This is a genomic window from Paenibacillus alginolyticus DSM 5050 = NBRC 15375 (genome assembly GCF_000422905.1).
GTDB lineage: Bacteria > Bacillota > Bacilli > Paenibacillales > NBRC-103111 > Paenibacillus_E > Paenibacillus_E alginolyticus.
Window position 1 is genome coordinate 1 of the sequence record NZ_AUGY01000052.1, and the last position, 12989, is coordinate 12989.

Here is a 12989-nt window from a genome sequence, read left to right on the forward strand (position 1 = left end):
GTATGCTGGGGCTGAGAATGAGATCTTCTCGGATGGAGCGATTGAGGATATTTATCGGTTTTCTAGCGGCTCAGCTAGACTCGTCAATAAAGTTTGTACACACAGTTTAATCTACGGCGCCCAGAATGGGCATCGCATCATCGACGATCATATGGTCAAACGCGTCATCCAGGGAGAATGTTCTTGATTCTCCCTTTTTTTAAACCATCGACTGGACAGCTTGTCCGTCAGGTTTAGGACAGCATACGCCGTCAATTGGCGGACAGTATGGTTTAGCAGTAACATTCATTGCTTTCATCCAGTCTGGCGGCACACAAGGGAAAAGTTCAAAAGATGAACCTTCAGTATTATTTGTACTAGACATATATATGGATCATCTGAAAAAACTCTTAAAATTGGATCAAATCGCGCATAACACGTTCGTAACATACACTAACTTTCTAAAACGATTTAAAAAATTCCTAGTGGCACACCATTCTGAACTTACCATCAATCAATTAAACCAAGAATTGTTTCTAGATTTTCTTCTCACAGAGAAATCAGAAAAAATTGAAACCTTAGCAATCCGAACCACAAATACTTATAAAGCAATAATCCGAGAGTTTCTGGATTTCTGCTATTACTCAGACTTTACAGATAAGCAATATAAAAAAAGGTTTTCGTTTCAATCAGTTGATCTTAGACCTCGTTATTTTAAGGATAATGAGGTCTTTGATTTCCTGAAAGAAGCACTTCAACGTACCCATGGCTATCGATATCATGCCCTCTTTAGCTTTTTGCTTGGTTCTGGGTGCAGAGTAAGTGAAGTTTCCAATCTTCGTGTTTGTGATTTTGATATCGAAAATGGTGTTATCCAAATTAATAAGGGTAAAGGAAACAAGGATCGAAATATACCAATATTCCCAGAAGTAAAGAAAATAGTGCTGGACTACCTTAACCTTACTGGCGTCAATGAGTGGAATCGAAACTTAACAGGATACTTATTTAGTAGAGATTTCGGTACAACGAGGGAAATACCCATTTCAGTTCGCAGCATTGACAGTATGGTATCTGTAATTTGTAATAAACTGCAGTTCACAGAACCATATACGGCTCACTCTTTCCGTCACACATTTGCTGTTCGATGCTTACTGGCCGGCATGGATACTGCTTATTTAAGCCAAATTCTCGGCCATAAATCACCTGAAACCACATACATTTATATCCAACTTTTCCCACGTGATCTTCAAAAGCATATTACTGAAAAATATCCGTTTGCTTTTGAAAAACTATTATTCAGTGCATTTGGCATTAATGAGGAGTAGAATATTCGAATGAAGAATCTATATAAAGACATTCAACTGTTTATCCTAACTAGTAATGTATCTGAAAATAGTAAGGCCACACACCAAAACAATTTATCAGATTTTGCACAATTCTTAGCTACGCTTAAAGAAACCAAATTAGAAGAAGTCCATCTTGAGAAAATCTTCACACTCTCAAACCAAATAACGGGTAAAGTACTTAAACACAATCCTATCAACTCAGAGGTACTTGACCACTATTTTAGAAGTAAGCAGGGATTTTCATATTACAAACTTACATTACTCAGAAAATCCCTAGGTGCCTTCTTTAAGTTCCTTGAAAGAGAATATCAGTTTCCAAATCCTACTAGGCAAATGGATTTCAATTTCGAGGAACTGAAACCGGTAAAACGTCCGATAAAAACCTTATCACGCCATGATGTTTTGAGATTTTTACATACATTAGTGAGTAAGTCTCGAGATTACTATCGGGATTTGGCTTTGTTCTGCCTTATTTTTGCTACAGGTTGCAGAATCTCTGAAATATTGAGTCTTCGCATGTTTCAGATTGATTTCACACATGGATTTATCAACCTTGGGAAGACCAAATCAGGAAAAAGCCAAACCGTAGTGCTAAAACATGGGATTGAGAAGGGGTTAGAATTTTACTGTAAACAGTTAAGGCTCGCAAATAGTGATTATTTATTTCAAAACAAAAACAGCCTTCCCTTACAATACGCGACGGTCAGAGATTTGTTTAGAAATTACTTGAAATTAGCTAATATTCCAGAAAACCACCTTCACATAACAAGGCACACTTTTGCAACTCATTTGTTTGAGAACGGTAGTGATATAGCAATTATCCAACAGCTACTGAGGCATAAAGATAAACATACGACAGTTGGATATGTCCATTCGAATTATGTTAGAAACTATGGAATAAAGGTGAAGCATAATCAAGTTCTCTATGAGAAGCTAGTTACTGAGCATTCCCTTTGAATTCTTTATCTTATGTTAGTATTATCCCGAGCACTCACTGATGTGGGTGCCTTTTTAAGTACCTAACCGTTAGTTTAATCCGCGGCGTCTCCACTGGGCTAAAAAAAGGATCAAATCTCAAAAGTTATGGCACCGCTCTAACAACAACGCAATAATAAGGCATTAAACGGTGTCATAATTTAGTGTCATATTTAAGAGGGGGAATTCAAAGGCATCAATTTATATAACATTTGCCGACTTGTCATTCCTTCTCCCCCTCTTCTGTATACACTTTAATTCGGTCACTATCTCGATTAAGCTCCCTTGCTTTCTTAATGCACATTTCTGTCTGAACTGATAAACTCGTTCCCTCATTTGCGTGGACTCCCGTTGATACACGCACGTAGATAGCCGTAAACATATTCCTCTTCTCTCTCCTAACTGGCATTAGAACTTACATCAACCTCTACCATTACCATATTCTTTTCAATTCAACAACAAAAGCCCCGCGATATTTAGCCGCGGGGCTGCATGTTCATAAAATCAGATGTTTTATGTTGATGTAATTATAATCTAATTGAAATTAAAATCGCCGCCGCTGTTGTTGCTGGCTGCAGCTACTTCTTGCTTTACTTTCTTCTACTACAAGTTGGTTCGGCGACCCAGTTAAACCTCAAGCTGTTGCATTGTTGAACTAAATTAATTAGGTTAATGTTCTGTTTATTGCATCCTCTGTAAAAAAGGAAGTAGAAGGAATTTAATACGTCTAACTCTTAAAAATGTTAGCAGGCTTAATTACCTCGGCAATTGAAGTGAACGATTCCCCATTTCTATCCACAATTCGAAACCCTCATCCCATAATAGCTACATTGTAAAAATCAATCTTCTGCCGAAAAAGCTTCATTAAACAGTTTAGAACAGCAGTTAGCTTAAAAAGAGAGCCTCTAGAAAATCAGAGGCACAGCGTCGTGAATACAGTGTTATCGGCTGTACCTTTTTTCAGTGGAAATGCTTGCATTTTTCTAATAAATATGAAAAGATAAAATCGTTTTGCTCTTCTCTCCTTACTGAACCAAAAAAGTTCCAGTGTCTCTATTAAATTCAATAGAATCCAAGTAACCAATAATTTTTACTATACTGGGATATTCTCTTAGAAAATCTTCTATATCTTTTTGATTTGAATTATACCAAGTCGTGGCATCAGAATTTGCATGTACATTACGATGCCTATTATTTACAACTTCATTTAAGAAGGTAATGTCACTCTGTTCAAACTTTCTTGAAGACAATCCTTCATTAATATTGAAATTTAATTTATCGTTGAACATCCTCACGATATTCCCGTATTCAGGATTGTTAAAAGATTTCAAACTAGTAATTAAATCTTCTAATTGTTGCTGTGAGTCCCCACGCATTATACAACAATTGTGAATTATATGTTTTACTGAAGCCTCAATAAATCTTGTAGCCAACACATATACTGTGACATTCAGCAAGGATAATACTTTAATAGCCGGGGAGCTATCCAATTTATGCCTTCTAATAGCGGCAATGCAACTATCTAGATTCGTTTTGTAAGTAATTAAATCAGGCGAATTTTGAATCATTTTTCCTCACCTGCAATATATTTTTCGGCGAGGTATAGTCTGCTTCTTACATTAATATCAGTAGATGTTCTCTCAATAATATTAAGTGTATAACCATCATCCTCTAGTAACCGCAAATAATTATTCCTGATATTCCCAAAATTACCTTTATTCATAATAACTTTCGACACAGCAACCATTAAAGAATCACATATTGATTTATTTATACGATTATATTTTTTGAATGCATTAAAACCAATCTCATTATAAATAATTTCGACCGTTTCATTAAATATATCGGTTATTTTACGCAAGAATTCCTTATCATTTTGATGGTTTCCTAAGAAATCACTTAAAAAGTTTCTCATTGGAGATGTATAGTTCTCTGAATTGAAGAGTAGAGCAAAGTACCTTAATAACATTTCAACATCCCGGAGTCTCTTGTCTCCATTTGGCTTCCCAATCAAAATTTTCCATTTTTGATTATCATTATTTAAATCATTCAATAGATGAACAAATTCACCTGCATAAAAACAGTTTCTTACTTCCTGATCTGTTAATGGCATACCACCTGTGTTAAGTCTATGAAATAAATCATGTACAACATCGGGCCTTGTATCAATATCCTCTATTATTGTCGTACTAATAACCGCATTTCTGAGTCTTCTCTTATGTACATCCTCAAGTTCTTCGAAAGTTAAATTATTCCAGGAACGACCTTCTAGATTCTTTAATCTGAAAACAGATTCATTATTATTTTGAAAAAAGAAACCCTTCAAATAATAATAGATAGTTTTTAGCCTTTGTTGCCCATCAATTACTACAAAGTATTCGCTCTCCTTAGACTTCCCCAATATTATGCTTGGAACTGGTAATCCAATTAATAAAGAGTCAATAAACAGGCTTGCTCGCTTCATATCCCAAACAAATTGACGCTGAAACTCTGGACTTAAATCTATCTCTTTCTCATTCATTTGCATATTTAAGACACTAACTGTATTAGAAATATTATAAGAAACAATTTTTGTGAGCTCACTTAAGTTTGAGTAATCTGAATCCATAATGACCTCTCCCTAAATTAAATTATATTAACATAATATGAATTTCAATTTATTTTTCAATGAAAAGATATTCCGATAACGTTCATACATCCGCGAACCCTCACTGGCTTAAATTAATAATCTGTAATAGAAAATAAAGAAACCAAAATTTAACAAGTCCCCGGAGGTCGATTAGGCAACCTTTTTAAAAAAAGAATCAACTGAATATACGTTTGAAAATATGTTCAAATTCAGTTGTTGTTTCTCCATTAATCTCTAATGAAGGGCAGACCTGATTAATCTCATCTCGGGTATTTAGGAGTTGGCAGACCTGCATCGCTCTTGTGGGTTTGTCACCACCTTGTACTCCGGCTGGATAATAATTCTCTACAGCGCCTTGCGATAATACATAAGTATTTTCTGCGTATAAAGCAATAATGGTATCCAACTTGGAAGGTAGTGCATCAAAACCTCTTTGTAAAACAAGTTTTCGCCCTTCGTTTTTCTCCTCTGGGAAGAGATATTCTAGTTCCATTCTCTCTTCATCCGACAAAAGCTCTCCTGCAGAAACCTTTGTTACATATCTCATGAATTGAGTATACCTGTCTCTCCATGTGTAACTCTGAACAAGACGCACAATTTTTTCTTTCCCTAACGGTATTATCACATTTTCTTGATCTATTATTCTATCAATCACTTCAAGCATTGAAGCCCTTATTTCAGTAGTTGTTGCCGCGGCTTCCAACTTAGCAAATCCACCAATTAATACATCTAAGTCAAGAATGCAATACACTTTAATTCCAAAATAACCAAAAAACTCCTTAAAGCGAGCAACATTCCCCTTACCGTTTAATTTGATTACAGGAATTCCTTTATTGTCAAAATCCCATTCATTATTTAACACTTTTGAAATATGCTTGAAAAAGTATATATCCGAATCACCTTCAACTAACAATACTTTCTGAGCAAAAAAAGCCGCTGCATTATTTTCATAACACAATATCTGAAAGAAATCTTTTTTACTCATATCATTATGTAGATCAATAAATATTGCTTTAGATATTGGTTTACTACCAGCAATATAATCTTTGCTCATTTTTACAAATACCCCAGTTGAAGTTGGTGAAAAAAATGCTGGGGAATGAGTAGTTGCAACAATTTGATGACCAGAAGAAAGCTTGGATAATGCCTCAAAAAGTATTTTTTGTGATTGCGGATGAAGGAATAGCTCAGGTTCTTCGAACAAAAAAATGTATTGTTGTCTTACGTTTTTAACCGATAATTGAATATTTGATTCTTGCCTTTTCAACTCAACATAACTTCTCAAAATTGAAAACATAACTGCTCGTTTTAAGCCGTCGCCTTTTGACTCAATATCTCCAATCACCCCATCGTCAACCATAATTTGCGCTGTGGAAAAGACTTGTCTTAATTGTGGTGGAGGTATTTGAAACTCGAGTTTAGCTTTCGGGAAATTCTCTCTTAAATATGTATTTATAGAACTTTCAATATTAACAACTTGCTTAAGTCTATTATCTAAGACAGTACCATCCTCAGATACAATTTTGTTTAATAATCCTTTTAGCTTGTTAAAGGATTCAACAATTTGTTTAACTTCTTCTGCACCTTCGATTAAATTCATTAATATAGCCAGGAGTTTCCCAAACGTTGCCGACTCTTTCGTTTTTACATCGTCGGTTATGTCCTTAACAGCAGGGATTAATATCGGTTCAGGCAGTATCTTTTTTACAATGGATACGACGTTTGCAGCTAATGGTTTATCTGTTTCTACCAACTGTTCATTCGAAAGATGACTTATCAATTTCAGAGTAACTTCTTTTGCACTTTTTTGAGTCGTTAACCCCGTCCAATCACTAGCATGTTCAGGAAAAATGCTCAGCATCAATTCTTCAACAGCATAACCGGATTTTCCTTTTAATTGTTCCTCCAGCTTTTTCATATCATATCGCTTATCAATTGGAGCCTTTTCTCTTATACAAAGTGAACCAACTGTGTCTGAGGAGTCATACCTTCTTATTAATTTCAACCTTCCGTTTTGAATTAACGTTTCAATAATTGCTTTCTCTTCAGGGGTCAATAATACTAATTGATGTTCATTAAGCTTAATTTCCACCTCTACCCGTATAGGCTTTGAAGAATTAAAAAAGTCGTTAGATGTTAATTTTGAGCCTGTAATAAATAAACTAATAGCTAGCAAGGTCGTAGATTTGCCGGCGTTGTTTTCGCCAATAATACAAACAAATGATGACATAGGAATAAATACTTCTTTTAATCCTCTGTAGTTTTCTACTCTCAAAGAGGTAAACAATAACATGCCCCCCAATTAATGAACTTTATAAACATAAATACTTCATTTTTTCAAAATATTAAGATGTATATTCTTGTTTTAGAGGTTCGATACAACCCTTACAATTTTCCTTATTTGGGCGAATAGTAAAATTGTACCATTTGTTTTGTCGTTTGTGGAGAGAAAATGTTGCTTTATAGGTCTAAATTCTCAAAAAGACAAAAAAGCTTCCTTAAAAGGAAGCAAATCATTTAACTTATTCATTTACCGAATACCCCTGTTTAACCCCTGGCACTTGTTACTTCTACTAATGCTTGTCCAATAAAACTACCTTGCTTCGTGTCCACAACCCCTTTACTATATGGGCAACTAACCTTAAATTATGCTCAATCAGTTTGTTTCTGGAATGATCATTACCTTCTGCCATAAGCCTCAAATGTCGTTCTTCTTCTTCCTCAGTGAGAGGCTGTGGAAACGCATTATTTTTGACATAGGATACAAGTAAGGTTAGCTGCTTAATTAATACGGCTATTGCGCTAAACAATCCAGGCATTCCAGCCACCCCCTTCAATGTTAGCGGATCTTAGCTGTTCGGAAGTCTCCGCTTTAAGCTTAGTATTAGTGTATGTGGGTGAGAGCCTAGAAGTGCCTGTACATAATAACTTACATGAATAAGTCATCTGAAATTAACTCATTTAAATTGCATTGGCTTATCCGTATTTCCCGTAATTTTGGAAATGTTAAGCTGCCACGATGATCTAACTCATCGAACTTCTTCCGCTGCTATCCATCGATAGTAACCACGTTTGCTAGCGTTCGCCAGTTAACACAAAAAGACCGAAAGAGGTCACTTTTTTTCTAAGTGTCCAACTTTCGGTCAAAGTTCAGTTTTTTTTCATTTTCAATGTTTTGTCCAGTCGATGTCTCTCTATTCCCTTTCGCTTGGACAAGATATGCTGACACTAGCCTTTACTTCTTCTACCGTATACAAAATATAAGGTAAGGGCTGACATAATCATCAAAATCACAGAATAGACAAGAGTCAGCGCTTTTGTATCAGCCACCGCATCTGCGTCTGTACTATTTTTGATAACGATGCCCAACGGCTGGTACAGAGGGTGATACAGAAATACCGTCAGGTCATAATCCGCCAATATCCCGTTGAAATTCAAAGCAAGGACAGCCAGCGTGGAGGGAAGAATGATGGGCAGAAGTACCCTTCTGAAGGTATAAAAGGATTTGGCGCCCAAATTTTTGGCTGCATCCTCAAGATTGCTATCAAGACTGAAGAAGGATGCCTTCACCATACGAAGGGTAAATGGAATGTGGACGATCACATAGGCAATGAACAGCAACCATACGGATCCGACCAACACGTTATTGCCAATAATAAGCCGAGGCGTGCCAAAGGTGACAATCAGACCGATTGCAATTAATGTTGAAGGCAGCATCCACGGGATCAGCAGGGAATACTCCAGCATATCGGTCCAGGTGTTCTTATATTTATGCAATATCCGGGAAGCCATTAAAGCCAGAGCCACGACGGTAATTGACGCTGCCGCTGCATAGCAGACACTTACCAGATAAGGTTTAAAAGCGGAAAGACTTGAAAACACATGGATGTAATTGTTCAATGTCAAATTGCTAAAGGAAATCGATGCTTTTGCAATGCTTTGGGCATCTGTAAAGGAAAAAGCAATAATGAGAATGACCGGAATGACATAGATCAGAAACAGAAGATAGGCTGCGGCATGGGTAAGCACATTCGCAAGCGGATTAATGATTTTTTGCTTAACCATCTCGGATTTAACTTTGGATACCGACATGAAATTTCCTTTTCTTTCAAATCGGATCATGATGGACAGCAAAACCATGGTTGCCAATCCGAGAACGAGCGCGAGCAACGCGGCTAAATCTTTGGAATAAGTGCTGTTGGCAAAGGCAAGAATCATAGGCGTAATCGTTTGAAATTCCGTCCCTCCCAGAATCAGAGGCGCCGAAGTTGCAGCTAATCCTGTAAGAAAGAGGAGAATCGTCAACGCATAAATAGTCGGCTTCAAAACGGGAAGTACGATGCGTCTCAGAATATAAAAGGGCGATGCCCCCATGTTTTTCGCTGCTTCGATCGTTTGAAAATCCACTTTACGCATAGCATTGCTTAGAAAAAGGACATGGTTGGATGTACAGGCGAAAGTCATGACAAAGAGAACAGCCCAATAGCCGTGAAACCACGTCGTATCAAAGGAAGGAAATACAAAAGCCAAGACTTTCGTCATAAGTCCCGTTTCACCGTAAATCAATTTGTAGCCTGATACCAACACAACGCCGCTGTAGATGAGAGTTGTAAAATAACCAAGTCTTAATATTTTTGCGCCTTTGATATCAAAGTACTCGACAACCAGAACCAAAAAAATCCCGACAAAGTTTACCGTAAAAATAAGCGAGATCGCTAAAATAAAGCTGTTGTACAAGCTTTTCATGGCACGGGAGGAGGATAACAGTTTTTGAACGGGTTCAAATGAAAAATTTCCCTTACCGAAAAAGATTTCGTAATACACATTAAGATTCGGATAAATCAGGAAGGCGATGACAAACCATGCTATCAAAGCATAGAAAATCAATGTTGACAAAGGGACGGACGACCGTGCTTTTTTAGTTTTCTGTACGTTCAACAATGTGACCCCCTAGTACTGCAAAATATCGCCGGCATGCATATAGATGTCAATCTCATCTCCCGTTTGGTATTGGTCATGACCTTTTTCTGTTTCAACGGTCTTCAGTATCCCGCCGCCTGCAATCTCCACCGAATACTTTGTGTATATGCCATAAAATTCCTGATCCACAATTTTCCCTTTTAGTTGAACGGCATTATTATTGGGAGCTATTGGTGTTAGGCTTATTTTTTCGTTTCGAATGTAAGATTTCTTGGTGGGGTCAATTAAATCCTTTAAGGGAGTGTTATGAATAATCGCCGGTTGAATCAGATTAATATCGCCTATAAAGTTACAAACAAATTCCGTCTTAGATTCATTGTAAATTTCCCGCGGCGTACCGACTTGTTCAACAATCCCCTTGTTAAATACAGCGATTCGATCCGATAAAGTCAAAGCTTCTTCCTGGTCATGCGTTACATATACCGTAGTGATCCCAAACTTCTTCTGAAGATCCTTTAACTCATTACGCAATTGCACTCTCAGCTTGGCGTCCAAATTGGACAAAGGCTCATCCAATGCAAGTATGCTTGGCTTAAGCACAAGAGCCCTCGCGATAGCGACACGCTGCTGCTGACCGCCCGATAACTCGGACACTTTTTTGACAAGCTGTTCCTCACTTAAATCGACTTTTCTGGCAATCTCTTTAACCTGCTTATCTACTTCGGCTTTAGAGAACTTTTTCACCCGCATGCCAAAAGCAATGTTTTCGTATACATTTAATGTGGGAAACAGAGCATAGCTTTGAAAGACCATGCTGATTTCACGCTTTTCAATAGGCACTTGGGTGATATCCCGATCATTCAACAGGATCTGTCCACTTGCAGGATTTATAAAACCGACCAAGCTCCGAAGAATAGTCGTTTTCCCGCATCCCGAAGGCCCGAGAAACGTAAAAAATTCTCCTTCTCTGATGTTAAGATTGAGGTTCTTGATAGCATGGAAATCGCCGAAATGAATTTGAACATCTTTAAATGTAATCATTTTTAACCTCTGTAAAAAGTATTTTTTAAATATAACAGGCTGCATGCATGGAATATTCCAACATGCAGCCTGAATCATCAAACCTTATTTCATAATTTCCAATTGAATTTTTTCTACCCATTTCCCAAGATTTCCAGCAACAAATACCCAGTCAAAAGCTATTGGCTTGATTGAAGCATAAAGAGCTTGTACATCTTTGTTTGCTTTTGCAACAGCTTTCGTATTCGCAGGCATGGCATTGAATTGTGCGGCAAATTGTCCTTGCACGTCCGCCGAACCGATCCAGTCGATAAACCTTTTTGCCGTTTCCATTTTCTTAGTCCCATTCGCAATGGCCGCTTGTTCTACAATCATTGGTACTCCACTACTTGGACTTACAATTCCCGCTTTAACCCCATATTGTTTCTCTTTTGCCTGCAGAGTGCCCGAAACGACGGCTCCAATCGGGGATTTTCCGTTAACCATATTTTGGTAGAAGTCTTCACCTTTAACAGCTGGGACACCGTTGTCATACAACTTCTTGATTTCATCCCAGCCTTGCTTTGAAATTCCATACTGGCCTTTGTCATCTTTGTATTTAGTCAATATGCTTGCCACAATTAGCTGCGGTGTAATTTGATCAAGCTGAGTGGGAGTCTCATATTTGCCTTTGAACTGCGGATTGCTATACACATCGGACCAATCCTTCGGTGCTGTATCCACTGTATAAGACTTTGGATTATAGCCAATCAGAATGGCTTGCTTGACCAAACCGTGGTAATATCCTTCCGTGTCGTTCAAACCCGCTTCAATTTCCCCCGCCCATGCAGGGGCATATTTGGCAAGAACTTTTTCTTTCTTTAAATTTTCATATAGCATATTGTTCAATCCGTAAATGACGTCCGCAACCGGATTATTTTTCTCGGCTATCAAGCGATTCGTTAAATTTGCTCCGCCTGCCCCGACAATTTCGATTTCAAATCCAGCGTCTTTCGCCTTCTGGACTAACCAATCGCCTCTGCCGTCTGAATTCGCGTTCGTATATACAATCAACTTTTCATTCTTAACTGGTTCTTTCGATGCAGGTGCAGATGCGACCGGTGTACTAGTCGGTGCGGTAGTCCCCGCAGTATTACCGTTTGTATTGCCTCCACCGCAGGCAGTTACCGCTAAACACATGATTGATATTAAAGATACACTTAGCATTTTTCTCATCATTTTTTTTGACTCTCCTTTTATATAGTTGATTTTTTATAAAAAGTGGGACTATTAGCATCTGGATTTCTAGATATTAAAAATCAATCCATCATAGGCCACCACAACCCCGGCGGGTTTGAAAATTTCGTCAAATTCATCGTGAAGCAGTTTGGAATTATGGCTAAAGTGCGTGACGATTATGTGCCCTTCCTCTTTCAAGATGTTTTCTTTCCGAAATTCACGCTGAGCCTCCAGCACCGTCTCAATACACATATGATTGCGATCCCGTGAATTCCCCGTGTATCCGTGCGTGCAGTCGAGTATAGCACAATCCAGATTTTTCCCCTTTAACCATGCCCAAGTAACTTCTGGAAACCAGCCCGAATCATGTCCGTACAACAGCTTTTTGCCTTCTTTTTCGATCACGTACAACAAACATGTTTCCATACGGTCATGATCCGCCAGGAGCGGTGTAACAAGTGCATCACCTACCTTTATCGTCTCGAATGGGCGCAGCAGATGAAAAGCAAACCTTTCTCCTTCAAAGCGGCCGATAGCAACACGCGTATGGTACATCACGGCATCATTCCCATAGATATGCATCGGATGCTGAAGTTCGTGAGCAATTCCCGCTCTCCGGCATTCCAAATCATAAGCATTAAAATGATCGGAGTGCGTATGGGTGACAAGCAGGTGCTCGATAGCGCCCAAATCAATGTTGTCGCGAAGCGCCTGCATATAAGAATCTGGCGAATAGTCGAATTTGATGACATCGTCAATGATGGCCGAGGTTCGTGTACGTATGTTTTTCCCTCCAAGCTTCCGTGCTTTGAGGCAATGCTCACAGCGGCAAAATGCATTCGGAAAGCCCTCTGCAGCTGCGGTTCCTAGAAAATGAATTTTCATATAAACTCCTTCTGTCA

10 protein-coding genes and 2 pseudogenes are annotated in these 12989 nt (G+C 38.1%); 3 read left to right on the top strand and 9 right to left on the bottom strand.

The window, feature by feature from the left end; genetic code table 11:
- The 3 genes and pseudogenes from G519_RS0122195 to G519_RS0122205 all read left to right on the top strand — a co-directional run.
- Positions 1 to 187, top strand: a pseudogene (locus tag G519_RS0122195) (AAA family ATPase); the annotation flags it as partial.
- A gap of 181 nt (positions 188 to 368) precedes the next feature.
- Positions 369 to 1304 carry a tyrosine-type recombinase/integrase gene (locus G519_RS0122200; protein ID WP_029196576.1) on the top strand — a complete coding sequence of 312 codons (936 nt, stop codon included), beginning with the start codon at positions 369 to 371 and terminating at the stop codon, positions 1302 to 1304.
- Between the two features lie 9 nt (positions 1305 to 1313).
- The gene (locus G519_RS0122205; protein ID WP_029196577.1) at positions 1314 to 2282 is read left to right on the top strand and encodes a tyrosine-type recombinase/integrase; all 969 of its coding nucleotides are present in this window, start codon (positions 1314 to 1316) and stop codon (positions 2280 to 2282) included.
- A 241-nt stretch (positions 2283 to 2523) separates the two neighbouring features.
- Here G519_RS0122205 and G519_RS50390 read toward each other — a convergent pair whose 3' ends face one another.
- The 9 genes and pseudogenes from G519_RS50390 to G519_RS0122250 all read right to left on the bottom strand — a co-directional run bounded on the left by G519_RS50390 (position 2524) and on the right by G519_RS0122250 (position 12972).
- Positions 2524 to 2682 carry a hypothetical protein gene (locus tag G519_RS50390; RefSeq protein ID WP_154669599.1) on the bottom strand — a complete coding sequence of 53 codons (159 nt, stop codon included), beginning with the start codon at positions 2680 to 2682 and terminating at the stop codon, positions 2524 to 2526.
- 643 nt (positions 2683 to 3325) lie between these two features.
- On the bottom strand, positions 3326 to 3868 hold the full coding sequence (locus tag G519_RS0122215; protein ID WP_029196578.1) for a hypothetical protein: 543 nt from the start codon (positions 3866 to 3868) through the stop codon (positions 3326 to 3328).
- The gene (locus G519_RS44010) at positions 3865 to 4908 is read right to left on the bottom strand and encodes a DUF262 domain-containing protein (RefSeq protein WP_051253582.1); all 1044 of its coding nucleotides are present in this window, start codon (positions 4906 to 4908) and stop codon (positions 3865 to 3867) included. Before G519_RS44010 ends, G519_RS0122215 begins: the two co-directional genes overlap by 4 nt.
- Positions 4909 to 5104: 196 nt before the next feature.
- Positions 5105 to 7216 (bottom strand): AAA family ATPase, encoded by a 2112-nt coding sequence (locus G519_RS0122225; RefSeq protein WP_051253583.1) that lies wholly within the window; start codon positions 7214 to 7216, stop codon positions 5105 to 5107.
- A 331-nt stretch (positions 7217 to 7547) separates the two neighbouring features.
- Positions 7548 to 7748, bottom strand: a pseudogene (locus G519_RS0122230) (RNA polymerase subunit sigma-70); the annotation flags it as partial.
- A 409-nt stretch (positions 7749 to 8157) separates the two neighbouring features.
- Complete coding sequence (locus G519_RS0122235) at positions 8158 to 9867, bottom strand: ABC transporter permease (protein WP_029196581.1); 1710 nt, start codon at positions 9865 to 9867, stop codon at positions 8158 to 8160.
- Between the two features lie 12 nt (positions 9868 to 9879).
- Complete coding sequence (locus tag G519_RS0122240; protein ID WP_029196582.1) at positions 9880 to 10890, bottom strand: ABC transporter ATP-binding protein; 1011 nt, start codon at positions 10888 to 10890, stop codon at positions 9880 to 9882.
- 84 nt (positions 10891 to 10974) lie between these two features.
- A complete protein-coding gene (locus G519_RS0122245; RefSeq protein ID WP_029196583.1) occupies positions 10975 to 12087 on the bottom strand; it encodes an extracellular solute-binding protein in 1113 nt (370 codons plus the stop codon).
- Positions 12088 to 12153: 66 nt separating this feature from the next.
- Complete coding sequence (locus G519_RS0122250) at positions 12154 to 12972, bottom strand: MBL fold metallo-hydrolase (RefSeq protein ID WP_029196584.1); 819 nt, start codon at positions 12970 to 12972, stop codon at positions 12154 to 12156.
- Positions 12973 to 12989: the final 17 nt, after the last annotated feature.